The following is an 18162-nucleotide window of genomic DNA, read 5'->3' as shown; positions in this document are numbered from 1 at the left end:
GCCGGCTGGGGGGCGACGATTATCTTGCCGAATTTCGACGCCTTCGCTACACGAAGGCACAATCCGGAGCGTTCGCCATGACCGAGGCCGCCTACGATACCGACAACATTTTCGCCAAGATCCTGCGCGGCGAAATTCCCTCGCACCGTGTCTACGAGGATGACGCGGTCATCGCCTTCATGGATGTGATGCCGCAGGGGCCCGGCCATACGCTGGTGGTGCCGAAAGCGCCGTCGCGCAACCTTCTCGATGCCGATCCGTCAATTTTCGGCCATCTCTTGAGCGCCGTTCAGAAAGTGGCGCTGGCGGTGAAAAAGGCCTTCGGCGCCGATGGCGTCACCGTCATGCAGTTCAATGAGCCGGCCTCAGGGCAGACCGTCTATCATCTGCATGTGCATGTCATTCCGCGCTTCGACGGCATCCCGCTGAAGCCGCACACGGGCGAGATGGAGAAGCCGGAGATTCTGGTCGGTAACGCCGAAAAGATACGGACTGCACTCAAAAATTGAGAGCGGGAGGTCCGCCAATGATGTGGTGGACCGGGTCGAGAATATCGGACTAACAAGCGCCGTTCAGTCCAGAAGCCGATTCTAATGCCCGGCCGTGCCCAGTGCCGACTCAACCGTTTGCAACTCTAATCGTCTGATTAGGAAATATCGAACCATCTCACGGTAAAATGCTAACGCGTGGCGAGCTGTGGGGCTTCAAAACCATGGAACATTCGGTTGCGGCATCGGCCCCACTGGCGGGGGCAATTGTCGAGCGTGCTTTTCTTGGCATCTTGGCGGATGCCTTTTGGCGACACCGGCTGCTGCACGCTATGGCTGCCGCTGCGCTGCTTCTGGCAAGCGCAGTCGGGTGGCACACTGGAAACATGCCGGATTTCGGCGTTCTGGAGGAATACGCTGAGTATCTTTTCATCGCCTTCTGGATTTGCGGCTCAGCCTTTGCACTTGGGACGCTTCTCCATCTTGCGCTGGTCCAGCGGGATACCGAACCGCTGCACACCTTCCTCAAGTCACTGGGTAGATTCTTTGGCGACGCCGAACGCATTGCCAACAGCCTGAATGGCCTGGGTGCGGGTCTTGCCTTCATATCCGCGATCGGTGTGTTGAAGGGAGCCATTGCAATCCTCTCTCCGTTTGCATGGGACAAGGCATTGGCTCAGGCCGACCGCATCCTGCATTTCGGTCGAGCCCCGCACGAATGGTTGTGGTTTATCGTCCAGTCGCCGCTTGCATTGAAGATCATCAACATCGCTTACAATTTCTGGTTCGTCGTGCTCATTACCGCGGTTTTCACCGTGTGCATCGCACGCAAGGATACGAAGCTGCGTCACCAGTTCCTGATGAGCTTCATGACGGTGTGGACGCTGGGTGGCTTCTTCCTCGCGATGGGCCTGTCGTCGGCTGGCCCTTGCTTTTACGAGCGATTGGGGTTCGGCAACGACTTTCACGCCCTCATGCAAGCACTCGCCACCGCCGATCGCATCTATCCAATCTGGGCGCTCAACACGCAGGATATGCTGTGGGGTGGCTACACCGGCGCAACTACCGGCAGCGTCGGTATATCCGCCTTCCCATCCCTGCACGTTGCGATGGCGGTGCTGTTCGCTCTCTATGCAACGCGGCGGTCTCGGCTGGCCGGTGTTGTGATGTGGTTATTCGCGGGCGTCATTATGGTCGGATCCGTCGTGCTTGGCTGGCACTATGCCGTGGATGGCTATGCGGGCGCATCCCTGATGGTCGCGATCTGGAAGGCGTGCGGATATTTGCTGACCCGTTTCGAGTCGGACAGCGCGGCCGCTGAGAGCTCCACCATGCAATCGCCGGCCCTTTGCGGGATGTAAATTCGCCGATCTGGACGAACTCGCCTGCGGCGGCATGCCGGTCAAAACGCCTCAAGGGCGGCGCTGGATGGGTTGGACATTTCCGAAACGCTGTTCGATACGGTCCTTGCCGAAGCTGCTCTGCGAGCGTGTCCGCGCATTGCCCAGGGCTCAGGAGCGACGTGTCGACTTCCAGATCGTACACGCCGGGCCGGTGCACCTCTTCCTGCCACAGGCGCGCCATCGGGCCGCAATCCCATCCCGGATCGATAGCGCGGCGGCATGGCCTGCTCGCAAACGTCGACACCGAGATTGATCCAGACGCTATCGAAGCACTCCTGAACAGCCTTGGCGATGCTTGTTTTCGATCGCGGCGCACCGTTCAGGGTGATGATCTGGCCGATTATGCCTACCCTCGCTCCAATAAAAAAGCCCCGTCTCCGGGGCTTTCTTGACTTTCGTAAGGTTCAGTTCTTTCGGGGCAGTTGTGGCACCAGGCTGCGCTTGCCGCCGTCCTTGCCCTTGGCTTCGGGCTTCTGCGCCACCAGCTTCTTGGCCGCCGGCTTTTTCGCCACGGCCTTTCTGGACTTCGGCGTTTCTTCCGGCTCTTCCTTCTTCGGCTTCACCGGCGCCTCGTCGGCCAGCGATTCGAGCTTCAGGCCGGTCTCGCCGGTTTCCTTCTTCTCGACGGTGACGCGCACCGTGCCGCCCTTCTTGAGCTTGCCGAACAGCACCTCGTCGGCCAATGGCTTCTTGATGTGCTCCTGGATCACACGACCGAGCGGCCGCGCGCCCATGCGCTCATCATAGCCCTTGTCGGCGAGCCAGGCGATCGCGTCCGCCGACAGGTCGAAGGTGACGCCACGCTCGGAAAGCTGGGCCTCGAGCTGCATGACGAACTTCTGCACCACCTGATGGATGACCGGCACCGGCAGCGAGCCGAACGGGATGATCGCATCGAGACGGTTGCGGAACTCCGGCGTGAACAGCCGGTTGATCGCCTCGACATCGTCGCCTTCGCGCTTGGTCGAGCCGAAGCCGATCGCCGCACGCTGCGCATCCGACGCGCCCGCATTGGTGGTCATGATCAGGATCACATTGCGGAAGTCGATCTGCTTGCCGTTGTGGTCGGTCAGCTTGCCATGATCCATAACCTGCAACAGGATGTTGAACAGGTCCGGATGCGCCTTCTCGACCTCGTCCAGCAACAGCACGCAATGCGGATGCTGGTCGACGCCGTCCGTCAGAAGACCGCCCTGGTCGAAGCCGACATAGCCGGGAGGAGCCCCGATCAGCCGCGACACGGTGTGGCGCTCCATATATTCCGACATGTCGAAGCGGATCAGCTCCACGCCGAGCGACGCGGCCAACTGCTTGGCGACTTCGGTCTTGCCGACGCCGGTCGGGCCGGAGAACAGGTAGGAGCCGATCGGCTTCTCCGGTTCGCGCAGGCCGGCACGCGCCAGCTTGATCGCCGAGGTCAGTGCGGTGATCGCAGTGTCCTGGCCATAGACGACTCGCTTCAGCTCGATATCGAGACCCTGCAGCACCTTCTCGTCGTCGGCCGAAACCGTCTTCGGCGGGATGCGGGCCATGGTGGCGATCGTCGCCTCGATCTCCTTGATGCCGATAGTCTTCTTGCGCTTGGCTTCCGGCACCAGCATCTGCGAGGCGCCGGTCTCGTCGATCACGTCGATCGCCTTGTCCGGCAGCTTGCGGTCGTTGATGTAGCGTGCCGACAGTTCCACCGAGGCCTTGATCGCCTCGTTGGTGAACTTCACCTTGTGGAACTCCTCATAATAGGGCTTGAGGCCCTTCATGATCTCGATCGCGTCCTCGATGGTCGGCTCGTTGACGTCGATCTTCTGGAAGCGCCGCACCAAGGCACGGTCCTTCTCGAAGAACTGGCGGAATTCCTTGTAGGTGGTCGAGCCGATGCAGCGGATCGCACCCGACGACAGCGCCGGCTTCAACAGGTTGGACGCATCCATGGCGCCGCCTGAAGTCGCCCCTGCCCCGATCACCGTGTGGATCTCGTCGATGAACAGCACGGCGCCAGGATAATCCTCGAGCTCCTTGACGACCTGCTTCAGCCGTTCCTCGAAATCACCGCGATAGCGCGTGCCGGCGAGCAGCGTGCCCATGTCGAGCGCGAAGATGGTGGCATTGTGCAGCACTTCGGGAACGTCGCCCTCGACGATGCGCTTGGCCAGGCCCTCGGCGATCGCCGTCTTGCCGACGCCGGGGTCACCGACGTAGAGCGGGTTGTTCTTGGAGCGGCGGCACAGCACCTGGATGGTGCGGTTGATCTCGGACTCGCGGCCGATCAGCGGATCGATCTTGCCGGCCTTGGCCTTGTTGTTGAGGTTGACGCAATAAGCCGTCAGCGCGTCCTGCTGCTGCTTCTTCTTGCCGCCTTCCTCTTGCGGCTCGGCGCCGTTCTGGCCGCCCTGCTCGTCGTCGGCGCCGCGCGGCGAGCGTGTCTCCGACGCGCCCGGACGCTTGGCAATGCCGTGCGAGATGTAGTTGACCGCATCGTAGCGGGTCATCTGCTGTTCCTGCAGGAAATAAGCGGCATGGCTCTCGCGCTCGGCGAAGATAGCGACGAGCACGTTGGCGCCCGAGACTTCCTCGCGGCCAGAAGACTGCACATGGATCACCGCGCGCTGGATGACGCGCTGGAAACCGGCCGTCGGCTTGGAGTCCTCGTCGTAGCCGGTGACGAGGTTGTCCAGCTCGGTGTCGATATAGGTGAGAACCGTATGCTTGAGCTCATCGAGATCGACATTGCAGGCGCGCATGACGGCGGCCGCCTCGGTATCGTCGATGAGCGCGAGCAGCAGATGTTCTAGGGTTGCATATTCATGGTGCCGCTCATTGGCGAGCGTCAGCGCCTGGTGAAGCGCCTTTTCCAGGCCTTGGGAGAAAGCCGGCATGTTACCTCACTTCTTCTCCATCACGCATTGCAGCGGATGCTGATTCTGTCGGGCGAAATCCATGACCTGGGACACTTTGGTCTCGGCCACCTCGAATGTATAGACCCCGCACTCGCCCACTCCATGATTGTGAACATGAAGCATGATGCGTGTGGCGGCTTCGCGATCCTTCTGGAAAAAACGCTCCAGCACGTGAACCACGAACTCCATCGGAGTGTAGTCGTCGTTGAGGATGAGGACCCGATAAAGGCTGGGCTTCTTGGTCTTGGTTTTGGTGCGCGTGATGACGGCCGTCCCACGGCCGGCCCCATTGCCGTTACCGTCGCCGTCTTGCATTCGCACCACGCGTCTCGTGGCAGTCAAACCGATCGTCACGTATTCCTGCCTCTTTCGATTCCCCATGCGAGTTCGACATGTAGGTGTTCGATGTACGATTTTAAGCCCTTCTGGTTAGCTGACAATATGGCTAGGTCACCAAACTTGGACGATTTTCGCAATCGTGAAGGGGCGCGAGGCTCTGGAACGGAAATTGACACGAAAAAGCCCGGCCACGTTTCCACGGCCGGGCTTTTTCTCGGGTCAAAAGGCTGAATCTGGGTCACGTCAGGCGAAATCAGTTCGCCCGGGCGAAATTACTTCGCCTTGGCAACGATCGATTCGAATGGCTTGTAGGCTTCCTTGGCGAGTTCGGCATAGAGATCGCCAATCTTGGTGGCCTCGGCGACGAAAGCCTCATAGGACTGCTTGGCATAGTCCGACTGGATCTCGATGGCCTTTTCCAGCGACTTGGCTGAAAACAGCTTCTCCACAGTGGCGCTGCCGGTTTCAAAACTCTTCTTGGTGTATTCACCAGCCTCGGTGGCAATCGCCTGTGCGCCCTTGGAGAGCGACGCGAAGCTCTTCAATCCGGTGTCGGCGAACTCTTTGCCGTATTTGCTGAAGTCCTCATAGGTCTGGGTCATTTCACGATTCCCTTGACGGTTGAGGCGTCCTTCTTCGGGGCGCCCTTGTGCAATGCAAGATAATATATTGTGCGCCGCACAAAAGTCAAGATTTCGCGGGCTTGCGGACCCGCCTGCGCAGCCAATGGCTAAAAATCGAATAAAGAGAGCTTCAAGCACGAAGAAAATGGTGAACGCGGCGGTTACCATAAACGGATTGGTAACGCTGCGCCGGTAGCTTGGCCGGAAGCGAGGCAGGACCCTTTGCCGCCTCCAACGCAACGAAGAAATCCAAGGGAAGTACCAGTGCGTAAGGCGTTGTTGGGCATCGTTTCCAAATCCACCTCCCCTCTCAAAACGATGATGATCATCGCCTTGGCGATGACATTCGTTTTTGGAGACGTTGCCTCGTCGCTGGCGGCCAAGCAGGCGGCCATCGTCGTGGATGCCAAGACTGGCAAGGTGCTTTACTCCGCAGATGCCAACGGCAGGCGCTATCCAGCTTCGCTGACCAAGATGATGACGCTGTACCTGACCTTCGAAGCGATGGCGAAGGGCAAGATCAGCAGGAATACGCCAGTGGTGTTTTCCGCCAAGGCCTCAGCCGAGGCGCCGACGAAACTTGGCGTGAAGCCGGGCGGTTCGGTCACGGTCGAGACCGCGATCCTGTCGATCGTCACCAAGTCGGCGAACGACTCGGCCACCGCGCTCGGCGAAATGCTCGGCGGCAATGAAACCACTTTTGCCCGCATGATGACCGCCAAGGCGCGTGCGCTGGGCATGAACGGCACCGTGTTCCGCAACGCCAATGGCCTGCCAGACCCTGGCCAGTTCACCACCGCGCGCGATATGGCGACGCTCGGCATCGCGCTGCGCGAGCATTTTCCGCAATATTACGGCTATTTCTCGCAGCGCTCCTTCCTCTACGGGCGTCAGCGCATCAACGGTCACAATCGCCTGCTCGGACGCATCAAGGGTGTCGACGGCATCAAGACGGGCTACACCCGCGCCTCCGGCTTCAACCTCGTCTCGTCGGTTTCCGACGGCAATCGCCGCATCGTCGGCGTGGTCATGGGCGGCAGTTCCGGCCGCAGCCGCGACAATCAGATGGCCAGCTTGATCAACACCTATCTGCCGAGGGCATCGACTCGCGGCGGTGGCGATCTGGTGGCCAAGGCCGGCGGCAACAACCCGGTCACCGCCCTCGCCCAGGTTCTCCTGCCCAAGCATGACGCTCCGACGCCCGATGACAAGCCTGTTGTGGCGCAGGACGACGCCACCGTCGCCGAGGACGCCACGGTCGCGGAAGACGATACCCCGCAGGCCGAAGAAGCAGCCCCCGTCGTCAAGACCAGAAAGGTCAAGACCGTCATTGTTTCAGCCCCCCAGGTCGCGACGGCCCAGGTCGTCGCTGCCTATGCCGAGCCAACGCCAGCGGCCGTCGACCCGGTCAACACGGCGTCGGTGCCGTCGGGCTGGGCCATTCAGGTCGCCTCCTCGCCAAAGCAGTCCGAGGCACAGGCCTTCCTCGACAAGACCACCAAGCAGGCGCCCAAGGTGCTGGCCGACGCCTCCGGCTTCACCGTCGCCTTCGACAAGGACGGCGTCACCTACTACCGCGCCCGCTTCGGCGGCTTCGGTTCGAAGACCGCCGCCTGGAAGGCCTGCACCGCTTTGAAGAAGAAGAACATCGAGTGCTACGCCGTCCAGCAGTAGGACGGCGTGGAAATCATCTCCCGGAAAAATTCTGCGTCGAAGGAGACTAGTTGTGATTGGAGAGCAAGACGTCCTTGGCTTCGTTAATCCGCGCCGCCAGGAAAGACGTGCCGCCGACATCGGGGTGCAGGCGCTGCATCAGGCGGCGGTGCGCCTTGCGGACATCCGCCGCGGCGGCCCCCGCTTCAAGACCAAGGACCTTGTAGGCCTCCTCCTTAGTCATGGCGCCCGGACCTGGCGCAACACCCAGCCCTTCGCCACCGTTCGTCTCAGTGTTTTTGCGCCAGACGGGAAATCTGCCGTCAAGATACGTCTCTAGCAACTGCCGGCTCTCCGGATCACCGGAGAGTTCGCGGTAGAGGTGCTGCAATTCCACCAGCCCCATCGCGCCAAGTATCTTGCCTTCGTGGCGGCCAGCCAGGACCAGTCCTTCGAGGCCGCCGGTATCGTGATCGAGCTCCATTTCCAATGCCGCTGTGCGCACCGTCGAGCGTTTGCCCGCTGCAAGCCCCGCCGGCTGGCGTTTCATTCTCATGGAACCATACCAGGCAATTGCCGCGGTGAGGATCATGCCGCCGACGCCTTCACGGCCGACCACCAGCACGGCGACGCCGACAACTGCCAGAAGAGCCGGCCCGAGCGTTCGCAGCGTGCCCGCCAGTTTCGCTGGCTCGGCACGCAGAAAGATCGTCACCGCGCCGAGCAGCAGCAAAAGCAACGCTACAAAAGCGATGATTGCGCCCATTATTTTCCGCCGCCCCGCAGATGCTCGATCATCAGCCGGTCTTCCGGCCTGCCTCTGGCTTCGAGCGCCTTCAACCCGCCGGTCGCGAACACGGCGACAGCCGAAAGCAGTCCGGCCAGGGTCGCGGCAGCCCGCCGATCAAACCGGAACCAGGCCCCCTTGGACAGCCGCGCAACTTCTTTGAACGCCTTTTCCGCGCTGGAATCATGGCCTTCCTGAAAGACGAAGACAGGAACGCCATGAAGGCCGAGGCTGCCGGCCTTTTCGGCCAGATCGTCGATATCCTCTTCCATCGCATCGCCGATATAGACCAGCGCATTGACCTTAGCGGTTGCCGTCTGTTTCAACGCATGCGCCAGCACCTTGCCGATCTGGGTATGACCGCTGCGGCACTCGATCCGCGTCATCAGCTGCTTCAAGGCATTGGTGTCGCTCACGAAAGCGGACGAACGGCATTCGCCAAGACCGCGAAAATAAACCAGTTGCACGCTGAGGGTTCCTGCCTTGCCGACGGCGTCGAACATCTGGCCCTGCAGCGTGCAGGCCAGATCCCAGGTCGGCTGGCGGCTCATCGTCGCGTCGAGAGCAAGGATCAGCCTGCCCGAACCGGTCGCCGATGCGGCAAGTGTCCTCGCCTGGCGAATGAAGGCGTCGATCTCGCCGGCGTTGGATTGAGGCTTGATCGGCGCAGGATTGGTCCTCGCTGGCACAGGTTGCTTCTTATCGCTCATAAAAAACAAGATGTGGCGTTGCCACATCGCTTGCAAGCCCCACATCGGGTGGCACAAAGGGCCAGACGGTGATGCCACCTGGGGTCAGAGCAGGCCGAGATCGGCAAGCTCGCGCCTGAGTTTCGGCGGCATCTCGATCAGTCCGGCCTTGCCCTTGCCCAGATCGAGCGGCGCGTTGGCCGGCTTCAGATAGCGCCAGCCCTGAAAGGCCCGGCGCGGCTGCCAGTCGGTTCGAACAACCTCGGGGTCGAGAATCAGGTGGCAGCGGCCGATGCCTTCACTATCGGTGAACGGCCGGATCTCGGTGATCAGTTGGCGGCACTGCACATTTCCTTTGATCACCCAATAGAGCGAACCGCCATCGGTGACCTCGGCGCCGCGCGTCGGCATCATGCGCGTGGTGTGATATTGCTCGACCGGCTCACCGGCGCGCCGCCGCTCGTCGAGGCGGAAGGCGATCCACTCCTCGAGATCTTCGACGCTGTCGCAGCCGACACAGAGTTTTATGAGATTGAGAGACATCGCTTAAGGTTAGTCCCGCATGCGGACGCGTCAACGACCGGATCGACTTCTCCACAGTGGCAGTTTAGGCCAGCCTTCAGCATTCCACGACATTGACGGCGAGCCCACCCAGGCTGGTTTCCTTGTACTTCTCGTTCATGTCGAGGCCGGTCTGGCGCATGGTCTCGATCGCTGCATCGAGAGGTACGAAATGGGTGCCGTCGCCCTTGATGGCCAGTGACGCTGCCGTCACCGCCTTGACCGCGCCCAGCGCATTGCGCTCGATGCACGGCACCTGCACCAGCCCGCCAACCGGATCGCAGGTCATGCCGAGATGGTGTTCGAGCGCGATCTCGGCGGCATTCTCGACCTGCTCGGGCGTACCGCCCATGACGGCGCACAGGCCGGCCGCCGCCATTGCCGATGCCGACCCGACCTCGCCCTGACAGCCGACTTCGGCGCCGGAGATCGAAGCATTGGTCTTGATGATGCCGCCGACGGCAGCAGCCGTCAGCAGGAAATCACGAATGCTCGGCTGGTCCGCCTCGGGATGGAAATGCAGCCAGTAGCGCAGCACCGCCGGCAGCGTGCCGGCCGCACCGTTGGTCGGCGCTGTGACGACCCGGCCACCGGCAGCATTTTCCTCGTTCACCGCCATGGCGTAGATCGACAGCCAGTCATTGGCGAGCAAGGGATTGGGCTTGTTCTGCTGCCATTGCTCCTGCAGCTTGTCATGCAGCATGCGGGCCCGGCGGCGCACCTTCAACCCGCCCGGCATGATGCCGTCCTGCGACAGGCCACGGTCGATGCAGCCTTTCATGGCGCTCCAGATGCCGTCGAGGCCGGCGTCGAGCGCCTCGCGCGTCATCTGCGTCTCCTCGTTGACGCGTTTCATGTCGGCGATGGAAAGGCCGCTTTTGCCGGCCATGGCCAGCATCTCGACCGCATTCTTGAACGGATAAGGCACTTTCTTGCCTTCCGTCGTCACCGATCCCTTGGCCTTCATCCGCTGCAGTTCCTCTTCGGAAACCACGAAGCCGCCACCGATCGAATAATAGATGCGCTTGAGCAGCAGGCGGCCGCCGGAATCATAGGCGTAGAACGCCATGCCGTTGGCGTGGCCGGTGAGCGGCGTCTTGCGGTCCAGCACCAGATCGGTGGCCGGATCGAAGCGATAGGTGGGATGGCCGGGCGGCGAAATGCGCTTTTCGGCGGCGATGCGGCTGGCAATGCCATCGGCCTGGTCGGGATCGACCGTCTGCGGCGTCAGACCGGCAAGGCCGAGCATGACGGCGCGGTCACTGCCGTGGCCGATGCCGGTATAGGCGAGTGACCCGTGCAGGCTGGCGCCAAGGCGGTCGACCTTCACACCCGCCGGGCGCGGCCAGTCATTTCCCGCGACCTCGTCGAGAAACCGCGCCGCGGCGGTCATCGGTCCCATCGTGTGCGAACTCGAGGGTCCTATGCCGATCTTGAACAGGTCGAAAACCGAAAGGAACACGCGGCGTTGTCTCCTGGAGTCAGGTCGAGGACTACATATAGGAATTCCCACGATGTTTCCGCTCTTTTGGAAATCGCGGCGCTGCACCCGCCGACCTTGTTTGCTCCGGCAGCGACATTGGCACGATCGCTGAATGCGGACATCGAAGCGATCGCCCTGAATGTGATAAATTCAGGCCATGGGCGATTCCCTCGATCTTTCGACAGCCGATCTCGCGGCGCTGGCCTTCTTCCTCGTCGCGTGGCTGCTGCACACGTTTGCCTCCGACGGCAAGCTTGTCAGCCGGGTGTCGCTGACGACGGCGATGAATGCACAGCGGCAAGCCTGGATGCGGACCATGGCCGAGCGCGAGATCCGCATCGTCGACACCGCCATCATGAGCGGGCTGCAGCAAGGCACCGCCTTCTTCGCCTCCAGCTCGCTGATCGCGATCGGCGGCTGCTTTGCCCTGCTCGGCGCGTCCGACCGGGTTCTTGAAGTGCTCAGCGACCTGCCTCTGGGTGGCGCGCCGTCGCGCGCGGCCTTCCAGATAAAGGTGTTTGGGCTGGTGCTGATCCTGGCGTTTTCGTTCTTCAAATTCGGCTGGGCGTACCGGCTGTTCAATTATTGCACGATCCTGATCGGCGCCGTACCGATCCCGCATGGCGAAGCCTCGCGCAATCCGGTCACCGAAGCGGCGGTGTGGCGTGCGGCGCAAATGAACATGCTGGCCGGAAAGCACTTCAACTCCGGCCTGCGCGGCGTGTTCTTCTCGATCGGTTATCTCGGCTGGTTCGTCGACCCCATGGTGTTCGTGTTGTCGACGCTGTTGCTGCTGGCGGTGCTGGTGCGGCGCCAGTTCTTCTCGGCGGCCAGGCAGGCGGTGATCGGTCAGCCACCCGGAAAAGGCTGATCGATCCGGCCTGACAGCCAGTAGGCAAAAAGCCCGATCCATTCCCGGATGGCCATGGTGGTGGCCTGCAGCGAATCGGCTGGATTGTCGCGGAACAGGCCGACGCCTTCCCGTCCCGAGGTGCGATAGTCGACCGGCCATGGAACAGTTGCAAAGCCGGCCTTGTCGAACAGCGCCTTGGCGCGCGGCATATGGAAGGCCGAGGTCACCAGCAGCCAGGTCTCGCCGGGCTTCGGCGTTACCAACTCCTTGGTGAAGACCGCGTTCTCATAAGTGTTGCGGGACTTGTTCTCCAGGATCATACGGTCGGCGGCCACGCCAAGCGCCGTGAGCAGGCGCGGCGCGGTTGCGGCATCGCCCTCGCCATCGAGAAACAACGCGCCGGTGCCGCCGGAGACGACCACCTTGGCGGTGGGAAAGCGCCGGGCGAGAATCGCGGTCTCGACCATCCGATCGCCGCTGCCGTTCAGCTCATAGCCGCCGCGCGCCAGATTGATGGCGCCCTCGAAGCCGCCGCCGAGCACGACGATGCCGTCGACCTTTTCCGGCAGCGGCGGGCGTTGAAAGCGCTCTTCCAACGGATTGAGCATCATGGCGCCGAGCGACGTCCATGCTGACAGTGCAAGGATCAAAAATGCCAGCACGCTGCCGGCGGCCGCTAACCGTCGGCGCCCGATCGTGACCGCGAGCAGTCCCGCTAGCAGCAGGAAGATCGCCAGGTTGAGCGGCTGGATGAAGAACCAGAAGATCTTGGAAAGGTAGAAGAACATTGGCTGCCTATCGTCGGCTCGAATTCTCACGACCGATGAAGTGCTCGACGGCACTTGTCACAGCCTCGGCCTCGGGCCGGCTCAACTCCCTGCCGAAAACAAGGACGCCGTTGGTGTTGGTCAACCTGATGACTTCCGACAGCCCCGCTTCATCCGTTGGATAGGCATGGTCGAGGATTTCGGCCTCAAGGTGCCCTTTCAAAGGCAATGAGGAACGATTTCGCACAAAACCCCTGACGTCGCGCACGGCTGCCACGTCGGTTAGCCGCAGGGTTTCCTTGCCGAACACCAGCCACATGAAATCCTTGCCGAGGAAGTAGGTGAAGAGGGCAATGATCGCAGTGAACGACAGCAGTCCGAGAGTGCCGCTGGCGACGTTTGCGGGCGACGTGTCGGTCAATCCCATGTAGCCGGTGTAGGCAACGATCGCGGCCCCAACCAGGACGAAGCCCATCCTGAAATCCGAGATGCGCGGTGGGTTGGTTATCAGCAGTTCGTCTTCCGTCTCGACGATGGAAATGCGAGACGGGGGCGGCATGCTACCACCATTTCTCCGGCTGGAATGTGCCGGCGGCCTGCTCGATGACGGCGGCGGTCTGGAACAGGGTTTCCTCGTCAAACGGCCGGCCGATCAACTGAAGCCCGAGCGGCAAACCCTTGGCGTCGAGCCCGGCGGGCACAGCGATGCCCGGCAGGCCGGCCATGTTCACCGTGACGGTGAAGATGTCGTTCAGGTACATCTTGACCGGATCGGCAGCCATGTCCTCGTCGGCGATGCCGAAGGCGGCGGATGGCGTTGCCGGGGTCAGGATGACATCGACGCCGGCGGCGAAGACAGTCTCGAAATCCCGCTTGATCAGATTGCGCACCTTCTGCGCCTGCAGATAGTAGGCGTCGTAATAGCCGGCCGACAGCACATAGGTGCCGATCATGATACGGCGCTTGACCTCACGGCCGAAACCGGCGGCACGGGTCTTCTCATACATGTCGACGATATCCTTGCCCGGCACGCGCAAGCCGTAGCGGACGCCATCGTAGCGGGCGAGATTGGACGAAGCCTCGGCGGGCGCCACGATGTAATAGGCGGGCAGCGCGTATTTCGTATGCGGCAGGGAAATATCGACGATCTCGGCGCCGGCGTCCTTCAGCCAGGCAATGCCCTTCTGCCACAGCGCTTCGATCTCTTCGGGCATGCCCTCGACGCGGTACTCCCTGGGAATGCCGACCTTCATGCCCTTGATCGGCTTGCCGATCGCGGCCTCATAGTCCGGTACCGGCATGTCGACCGACGTCGTGTCCTTCGGATCGACGGAGGCCATCGACTTCAGCAGGATCGCGGCATCGCGCACGTCACGAGCGATCGGGCCGGCCTGGTCGAGCGACGAGGCGAAGGCGACGATGCCCCAGCGCGAGCAGCGGCCATAGGTCGGCTTGATGCCGACCGTGCCGGTGAAGGCGGCCGGCTGGCGGATCGAGCCGCCAGTATCCGTGGCGGTCGCGCCGGCACACAGGAAGGCCGACACTGCGGTTGCCGAACCGCCGGAAGAACCGCCCGGCACCAGCTGCGCATTGTCCAGGCTGCGCGCGGTCCTGGTGCCGCCGGCCGAGACGAAGCCGCCATCACCCTGATGCGTCGTCGGCATCACCACCGTGTCTAGGCGCGAGCGCCGCCACGGATTGATGACCGGGCCATAGTAGGACGTCTCGTTGGACGAGCCCATGGCGAACTCGTCCATGTTGAGTTTACCGAGCATGACGGCGCCGTCGGCCCACAGATTTGACGTAACGGTCGATTCGTAGCGCGGCTTGAACCCGTCCAGCACATGACTGCAGGCCTGCGTATGGACGCCTTCGGTGCCGAACAGGTCCTTGATTCCGAGCGGGATGCCTTCCAGCGCACCGCCCTCGCCCTTGACCAGCCTTGCGTCGGACGCCTTGGCCATGTCGCGCGCCTTGTCGCCTGTCACCGCGACATAGGCATTGAGCGCGGGATTGGCGCGATCGATGGCCGAGAGATAGGCCTCGGTGATCTCGGTCGCGGTGATTTCCTTGCCGTGCAGCTTGGCGCGGGCCTGTGAAATCGTCAGCTGGGTCAGGTCGCTCATCAAAGGCTCTTTTCGTAAAACACCGACCACTCGGAATCGGGATAATCCAGCACCGGGCCGCAACGCGAAAACCCGGCGCGTTCGTAGACCGTCCACGCCGCGGGGTGACGGTCGCCCGTCTCCAGCACCAGGCGCTTCAGCCCCTCGTTGCGCGCCAGCGCCTCGACATGCTCGACGATTTTCGCGCCGATCTTCTGCCCGCGATGCGAGGGCCGCGTGTACATGCGCTTGACCTCGCCGACAGCGCCGTCATGGCGTTTCAGCGCACCGCAGCCAATGGCCATGCCGTTGTCGCGGGCGATGAAGACAGTCGTGTCCTCACCAGCCATCTGCTCGACCGTCAGATGGTAGCAATGCTCCGGCGGCGTCAGTTCGAGCAAGGTCTGGTTGAGTTCCTCGACCAGGCCGCGCACGTCGTCCTGCAGTGGGGTTTCAATGGCCATGTCGATTGCCATCGGCCGGTTACTCCACGACCTTCGGCACGAGGAAGAAATTCTCTTCGGTCGCCGGCGCGTTGGCGACGATGTCAGCTGCCTTGCCGCCGTCAGTAACAACGTCCTGACGCTTCTTCATGTCCATCGGCGTCACCGAGGTCATCGGTTCGATGCCGGAAACATCGACCTCATTCAGCTGTTCGACGAAGCCCAGAATGGCGTTCAGCTCGCCGGTCATCCGTTCGGCATCTTCCTCGCTCACTGCAATGCGGGCGAGATGCGCGACGCGCTTCACTGTCTGAAGATCTACGGACATGTTTTTGCCTCGGGGAAAACCAGTTCGGGCTATAGCGGCGCCGCGCGCGCTGCGCAACATGCATCGTGCGAGAGACCAGGCTGCGGCGGCGGCCTAGTCTTCGGCCATCGATCCACGCACAGGATGATGTCTACGGCAGGGCAACGCCCTCGCACAAATAGTAGCTGCCGCTGTTGCCGCTTGCTTCGCTTTCGTCGTTGACGGGCCGGACCGACACGAGATCGATCTGCTTCTCATTCATTTGCGTCACCGAGAGGACATCCGGGAAGACATAGCCCGGTTCCTGGCAGAGGGCCGTCACCGCCCAGCTCGGCGAAGCGGTCGCCTTGCTGACCTGCAGAAACTCGCAATTGTATTCCACGCTCTGCAGGCCGTGCGCCGAAAGCACGATGTTGCCGGCGTCGATCAGCGTTTGCAGCGTGTCCTTTTTGGCCTGCTTGCAAAGCTCTTCGGACTGAAGGTAGACGCCTTCGATGAAATCATCCGCGGCCAGCGCGGGCGACGCCGCGACAAACATGGAAACGCAAAGAGATCGCCCCAATACCATGGATTTATTCCAATTTAGCTGTTTCTAGATCGTAATCGTCTCACCGATTTTCGGCAACGCCAGCCTTACACCGGATCCTTCCAGGCCGGCCTCGAACTTATCGGCGGTCGGGTCGATCATCGGAAACGTGCCGAAGTGGCAGGGAACCACGGTGTCGAATTTGAAGAAGCGCCGGCAGGCAAGTGCCGCCACCGCGCCGCCCATGGTGAAGCGGTCGCCGATCGGCACCAGGCCTATCTTCGGCTCATGCAACTCGTTGATCAGCGCCATGTCGGAGAAGATGTCGGTGTCGCCCATGTGATAGAGCGTTTTGTCTTCCGCGAAATGCAGGACGAGGCCGCCCGGATTGCCGAGATAGGTGTTCTGGCCGCCCTCGCCCGGGAACGAGGATGAGTGCAGCGCCTGGACAAAAGTGGTGGTGAAGCTGCCGCAATCGACGGTGCCGCCGATGTTGCCGGGATTGATCTTCTTGTCGCTGACGCCCTTGCCGACCAGATACATGCAGATCTCGAAATTGGCGACGAGCTGGGCGCCGCTTTTGCCGAGCACCTCCACCGCGCCGCTGATGTGGTCGCTGTGGCCATGCGTCAGCAGCACATGCGTGACACCCTCAGCCGGGCCCTCCCAGCCACCCGTCCATGACGGATTGCCTATCAGATAGGGGTCGATGAGGATCTTGGCATCAGCGGTATCGATCCGAAAGGCCGAGTGGCCGTACCAGGTCAGTTTCATGAATGCATTCCTCGATTTTTGACTTGCCAAAGGATAGAACGCCAGTGGCCCCGAGATCAAAGGGTTACTTGTCCGCCACGCGTTTGACAAAACACCTGGTGGTGAAAGGCGAAGGACGGCCGGTGGGCATTATCACGATCGAAGAATTGCCGGCGCGGTTAGCCGGCGGTAAGACGCTGGCGGGGCTTGACCTCGGCGACAAGACGATCGGCGTCGCGGTCTCGGACCAGAGGTTTTCCTTCGCCCATCCGCGTCCGGTCATCATGCGAAGGAAATTTTCGCTCGATGCGGCGGTGCTGCTCGCCTTGCTGCAGAAGGAGAATGCCGGCGCCGTGGTGATTGGGCTGCCGATCAACATGGACGGCTCGGAAGGTCCGCGTGCGCAGAAATCGCGCGCCTTCGTCCGTAACATGGCACAAATGAGCGACCTGCCCTTCGTGCTCTGGGACGAAAGGCTATCGACGGTCGCGGCCGAAAGGACGCTGATCGAGATGGATTTCTCGCGCCGCAAGCGCGCCGGTAAGATCGATTCGGCGGCAGCCGCGTTTATTCTGCAGGGAGTTTTGGACCGGCTTCAGTCGCTCCACGCATCCGCTCGAACGGAACCGGACCCGCCCAGCGCTGTCTGACCCAGCCGGCGATTTCGCGGCGACGGCGGAATGCCCAAAGCGCCATCAGCAGCAACCCGTCGAAGACGCACGTCTTCGCCACCATGCCGGGGATGATCGCCGGATCGATGCCGAGCATCTGACCGTAGAGCTGGAAGAAGAAGTCGTGCATCTGTCGGCTGAGCATCGCGTAGCCGAAATTGATGTCATTGGCCGACAGATAGAACCAGCCCCAGAAAATCGCCATCGGCGCCGCCCAGAATCCGAAGATGTAGCGCATCAGCGGCCTCCCCTGGGATTGGAGCCGGTTTTGGACACCGTTCGGCCTGATATGAGTGAAAGCAGCGAATTGTGGGCTGCGGCTTTTGCCATGCCGTGCGCGACGGCATGGATCTCGCCTTCGCCCGAAGCCGCTGCCGCAACCACGGACCGCCGTTCGGCAAGCATGGCGACATAGGATGCCAGAAGCGCTGCCAGCTGCACGGCAACGGCCATGAACAGCCCGTTTATGCCTTGCGCAGCACCCCCGATGACGATCAGCGACAACACGCCGGACGCGCAGATGAAGGCGATGCGGGCAACGCTGTCGGCGTCCGGGCTGGTCGCGTCGTTGACCAGGGCTTCGACAAAGGCCCAGAAAAACAGAACCGCGACGACCAGCAATGCGGTGGCAAGCGGCGCCACGACAACGAAATTGTCGAGGTTGACGAAGCGGGTACCCTCGATTGTGGCACCGATCACGCCGAGCGCCGCCGCCACACCACGGTTTCCGTCGATGCAGATGAGCGCAAGCAGGGCGAAAACAATCGTCCAGTGCAAGGTCAGAAAAGAGGTCAGTACCTGTCGCATCGGTGTTCCT

Annotated in this window: 21 protein-coding genes and 1 pseudogene; 5 read left to right on the top strand and 17 right to left on the bottom strand. The window is 61.8% G+C overall.

Going from position 1 to position 18162, the window contains the following annotated elements; all coding sequences use genetic code 11:
- Positions 1–77 precede the first annotated feature (77 nt).
- Together AC0L2D_RS18020 and AC0L2D_RS18015 are read left to right on the top strand one after the other, a co-directional pair.
- Positions 78–509 carry an HIT family protein gene (locus AC0L2D_RS18020; protein WP_013531772.1) on the top strand — a complete coding sequence of 144 codons (432 nt, stop codon included), beginning with the start codon at positions 78–80 and terminating at the stop codon, positions 507–509.
- Between the two features lie 203 nt (positions 510–712).
- Entirely contained in the window at positions 713–1849 is a 1137-nt protein-coding gene (locus AC0L2D_RS18015; protein ID WP_473541732.1) for a phosphatase PAP2 family protein, read from the top strand.
- Between the two features lie 79 nt (positions 1850–1928).
- On the opposite strand, the pseudogene AC0L2D_RS18010 reads toward AC0L2D_RS18015, so the two are convergent.
- From AC0L2D_RS18010 to AC0L2D_RS17995, 4 genes and pseudogenes are all read right to left on the bottom strand, one after another.
- Positions 1929–2235: pseudogene (locus AC0L2D_RS18010) on the bottom strand (phosphotransferase-like protein); the annotation flags it as partial.
- A gap of 60 nt (positions 2236–2295) precedes the next feature.
- On the bottom strand, positions 2296–4764 hold the full coding sequence (clpA, locus tag AC0L2D_RS18005; protein WP_473541730.1) for an ATP-dependent Clp protease ATP-binding subunit ClpA: 2469 nt from the start codon (positions 4762–4764) through the stop codon (positions 2296–2298).
- A 6-nt stretch (positions 4765–4770) separates the two neighbouring features.
- The gene (gene clpS / locus AC0L2D_RS18000) at positions 4771–5100 is read right to left on the bottom strand and encodes an ATP-dependent Clp protease adapter ClpS (protein WP_023812950.1); all 330 of its coding nucleotides are present in this window, start codon (positions 5098–5100) and stop codon (positions 4771–4773) included.
- A gap of 296 nt (positions 5101–5396) precedes the next feature.
- Positions 5397–5726 (bottom strand): phasin family protein, encoded by a 330-nt coding sequence (locus AC0L2D_RS17995; protein WP_013531776.1) that lies wholly within the window; start codon positions 5724–5726, stop codon positions 5397–5399.
- A 285-nt stretch (positions 5727–6011) separates the two neighbouring features.
- Between AC0L2D_RS17995 and AC0L2D_RS17990 the strand changes: the two genes are divergently transcribed.
- Positions 6012–7421, top strand: coding sequence for a D-alanyl-D-alanine carboxypeptidase (locus AC0L2D_RS17990; RefSeq protein WP_013531777.1), 1410 nt, complete (start codon positions 6012–6014; stop codon positions 7419–7421).
- 46 nt (positions 7422–7467) lie between these two features.
- On the opposite strand, the gene AC0L2D_RS17985 is transcribed toward AC0L2D_RS17990, so the two are convergent.
- The 4 genes from AC0L2D_RS17985 to AC0L2D_RS17970 all read right to left on the bottom strand — a co-directional run bounded on the left by AC0L2D_RS17985 (position 7468) and on the right by AC0L2D_RS17970 (position 10899).
- A complete protein-coding gene (locus AC0L2D_RS17985; RefSeq protein ID WP_473541727.1) occupies positions 7468–8166 on the bottom strand; it encodes a DnaJ domain-containing protein in 699 nt (232 codons plus the stop codon).
- Positions 8166–8897, bottom strand: a complete 732-nt coding sequence (locus AC0L2D_RS17980) for a hypothetical protein (RefSeq protein WP_027161546.1) — start codon at positions 8895–8897, stop codon at positions 8166–8168. The genes AC0L2D_RS17985 and AC0L2D_RS17980 overlap by 1 nt, the downstream gene beginning before the upstream one ends.
- 84 nt (positions 8898–8981) lie before the next feature.
- Positions 8982–9419, bottom strand: coding sequence for a DUF1489 family protein (locus AC0L2D_RS17975; protein ID WP_473541726.1), 438 nt, complete (start codon positions 9417–9419; stop codon positions 8982–8984).
- A gap of 76 nt (positions 9420–9495) precedes the next feature.
- Positions 9496–10899: an L-serine ammonia-lyase gene (locus AC0L2D_RS17970; RefSeq protein ID WP_013531781.1), complete on the bottom strand. Its 1404-nt coding sequence runs from the start codon at positions 10897–10899 to the stop codon at positions 9496–9498.
- A gap of 178 nt (positions 10900–11077) precedes the next feature.
- Here AC0L2D_RS17970 and AC0L2D_RS17965 point away from each other — a divergent pair, with 178 nt between their 5' ends.
- On the top strand, positions 11078–11791 hold the full coding sequence (locus AC0L2D_RS17965; RefSeq protein ID WP_473541724.1) for a DUF599 domain-containing protein: 714 nt from the start codon (positions 11078–11080) through the stop codon (positions 11789–11791).
- Here the strand turns inward: AC0L2D_RS17965 and AC0L2D_RS17960 are convergent.
- The 7 genes from AC0L2D_RS17960 to AC0L2D_RS17930 all read right to left on the bottom strand — a co-directional run bounded on the left by AC0L2D_RS17960 (position 11770) and on the right by AC0L2D_RS17930 (position 16695).
- Complete coding sequence (locus tag AC0L2D_RS17960) at positions 11770–12561, bottom strand: YdcF family protein (RefSeq protein ID WP_473541722.1); 792 nt, start codon at positions 12559–12561, stop codon at positions 11770–11772. The genes AC0L2D_RS17965 and AC0L2D_RS17960 overlap by 22 nt on opposite strands.
- A 7-nt stretch (positions 12562–12568) precedes the next feature.
- Positions 12569–13099, bottom strand: coding sequence for a hypothetical protein (locus AC0L2D_RS17955; protein ID WP_127308183.1), 531 nt, complete (start codon positions 13097–13099; stop codon positions 12569–12571).
- Between the two features lies 1 nt (position 13100).
- Complete coding sequence (locus AC0L2D_RS17950; RefSeq protein ID WP_063172098.1) at positions 13101–14666, bottom strand: amidase; 1566 nt, start codon at positions 14664–14666, stop codon at positions 13101–13103.
- Positions 14666–15121 carry a GNAT family N-acetyltransferase gene (locus AC0L2D_RS17945; RefSeq protein WP_473541719.1) on the bottom strand — a complete coding sequence of 152 codons (456 nt, stop codon included), beginning with the start codon at positions 15119–15121 and terminating at the stop codon, positions 14666–14668. The genes AC0L2D_RS17950 and AC0L2D_RS17945 overlap by 1 nt, the downstream gene beginning before the upstream one ends.
- A gap of 7 nt (positions 15122–15128) precedes the next feature.
- The gene (gene gatC / locus AC0L2D_RS17940) at positions 15129–15416 is read right to left on the bottom strand and encodes an Asp-tRNA(Asn)/Glu-tRNA(Gln) amidotransferase subunit GatC (protein WP_013531787.1); all 288 of its coding nucleotides are present in this window, start codon (positions 15414–15416) and stop codon (positions 15129–15131) included.
- A gap of 130 nt (positions 15417–15546) precedes the next feature.
- Positions 15547–15933 carry a hypothetical protein gene (locus tag AC0L2D_RS17935; RefSeq protein ID WP_473541717.1) on the bottom strand — a complete coding sequence of 129 codons (387 nt, stop codon included), beginning with the start codon at positions 15931–15933 and terminating at the stop codon, positions 15547–15549.
- A 54-nt stretch (positions 15934–15987) separates the two neighbouring features.
- Positions 15988–16695 carry a metal-dependent hydrolase gene (locus AC0L2D_RS17930; RefSeq protein WP_063167956.1) on the bottom strand — a complete coding sequence of 236 codons (708 nt, stop codon included), beginning with the start codon at positions 16693–16695 and terminating at the stop codon, positions 15988–15990.
- Between the two features lie 122 nt (positions 16696–16817).
- On the opposite strand from AC0L2D_RS17930, the gene ruvX reads away from it, so the two are divergent.
- Entirely contained in the window at positions 16818–17324 is a 507-nt protein-coding gene (gene ruvX / locus AC0L2D_RS17925) for a Holliday junction resolvase RuvX (protein WP_013531790.1), read from the top strand.
- Here the strand turns inward: ruvX and AC0L2D_RS17920 are convergent.
- Both AC0L2D_RS17920 and AC0L2D_RS17915 read right to left on the bottom strand, forming a co-directional pair.
- A complete protein-coding gene (locus tag AC0L2D_RS17920) occupies positions 17242–17583 on the bottom strand; it encodes a DUF6105 family protein (protein ID WP_013531791.1) in 342 nt (113 codons plus the stop codon). The genes ruvX and AC0L2D_RS17920 overlap by 83 nt on opposite strands.
- Complete coding sequence (locus AC0L2D_RS17915; protein WP_013531792.1) at positions 17583–18152, bottom strand: hypothetical protein; 570 nt, start codon at positions 18150–18152, stop codon at positions 17583–17585. Before AC0L2D_RS17915 ends, AC0L2D_RS17920 begins: the two co-directional genes overlap by 1 nt.
- Between the last annotated feature and the right edge of the window lie 10 nt (positions 18153–18162).

Source organism: Mesorhizobium sp. WSM4833 (genome assembly GCF_055811095.1).
The sequence above is the reverse complement of the archived record's forward strand: the minus strand, read 5'-3'. Positions and strand labels throughout refer to the sequence as shown.

Excerpts from the sequence above, each read along its gene's own strand:
- AC0L2D_RS18020 (WP_013531772.1), top strand. The coding sequence starts at position 78 with ATGACCGAGGCCGCCTACGATACCGACAACATTTTCGCCAAGATCCTG.
- AC0L2D_RS18015 (WP_473541732.1), top strand. The coding sequence starts at position 713 with ATGGAACATTCGGTTGCGGCATCGGCCCCACTGGCGGGGGCAATTGTC.
- clpA (WP_473541730.1), bottom strand. The coding sequence starts at position 4,764 with ATGCCGGCTTTCTCCCAAGGCCTGGAAAAGGCGCTTCACCAGGCGCTG.
- clpS (WP_023812950.1), bottom strand. The coding sequence starts at position 5,100 with ATGCAAGACGGCGACGGTAACGGCAATGGGGCCGGCCGTGGGACGGCC.
- AC0L2D_RS17995 (WP_013531776.1), bottom strand. The coding sequence starts at position 5,726 with ATGACCCAGACCTATGAGGACTTCAGCAAATACGGCAAAGAGTTCGCC.
- AC0L2D_RS17985 (WP_473541727.1), bottom strand. The coding sequence starts at position 8,166 with ATGGGCGCAATCATCGCTTTTGTAGCGTTGCTTTTGCTGCTGCTCGGC.
- AC0L2D_RS17980 (WP_027161546.1), bottom strand. The coding sequence starts at position 8,897 with ATGAGCGATAAGAAGCAACCTGTGCCAGCGAGGACCAATCCTGCGCCG.
- AC0L2D_RS17975 (WP_473541726.1), bottom strand. The coding sequence starts at position 9,419 with ATGTCTCTCAATCTCATAAAACTCTGTGTCGGCTGCGACAGCGTCGAA.
- AC0L2D_RS17965 (WP_473541724.1), top strand. The coding sequence starts at position 11,078 with ATGGGCGATTCCCTCGATCTTTCGACAGCCGATCTCGCGGCGCTGGCC.
- AC0L2D_RS17960 (WP_473541722.1), bottom strand. The coding sequence starts at position 12,561 with ATGTTCTTCTACCTTTCCAAGATCTTCTGGTTCTTCATCCAGCCGCTC.
- AC0L2D_RS17955 (WP_127308183.1), bottom strand. The coding sequence starts at position 13,099 with ATGCCGCCCCCGTCTCGCATTTCCATCGTCGAGACGGAAGACGAACTG.
- AC0L2D_RS17950 (WP_063172098.1), bottom strand. The coding sequence starts at position 14,666 with ATGAGCGACCTGACCCAGCTGACGATTTCACAGGCCCGCGCCAAGCTG.
- AC0L2D_RS17945 (WP_473541719.1), bottom strand. The coding sequence starts at position 15,121 with ATGGCAATCGACATGGCCATTGAAACCCCACTGCAGGACGACGTGCGC.
- gatC (WP_013531787.1), bottom strand. The coding sequence starts at position 15,416 with ATGTCCGTAGATCTTCAGACAGTGAAGCGCGTCGCGCATCTCGCCCGC.
- AC0L2D_RS17935 (WP_473541717.1), bottom strand. The coding sequence starts at position 15,933 with ATGTTTGTCGCGGCGTCGCCCGCGCTGGCCGCGGATGATTTCATCGAA.
- AC0L2D_RS17930 (WP_063167956.1), bottom strand. The coding sequence starts at position 16,695 with ATGAAACTGACCTGGTACGGCCACTCGGCCTTTCGGATCGATACCGCT.
- AC0L2D_RS17920 (WP_013531791.1), bottom strand. The coding sequence starts at position 17,583 with ATGCGCTACATCTTCGGATTCTGGGCGGCGCCGATGGCGATTTTCTGG.
- AC0L2D_RS17915 (WP_013531792.1), bottom strand. The coding sequence starts at position 18,152 with ATGCGACAGGTACTGACCTCTTTTCTGACCTTGCACTGGACGATTGTT.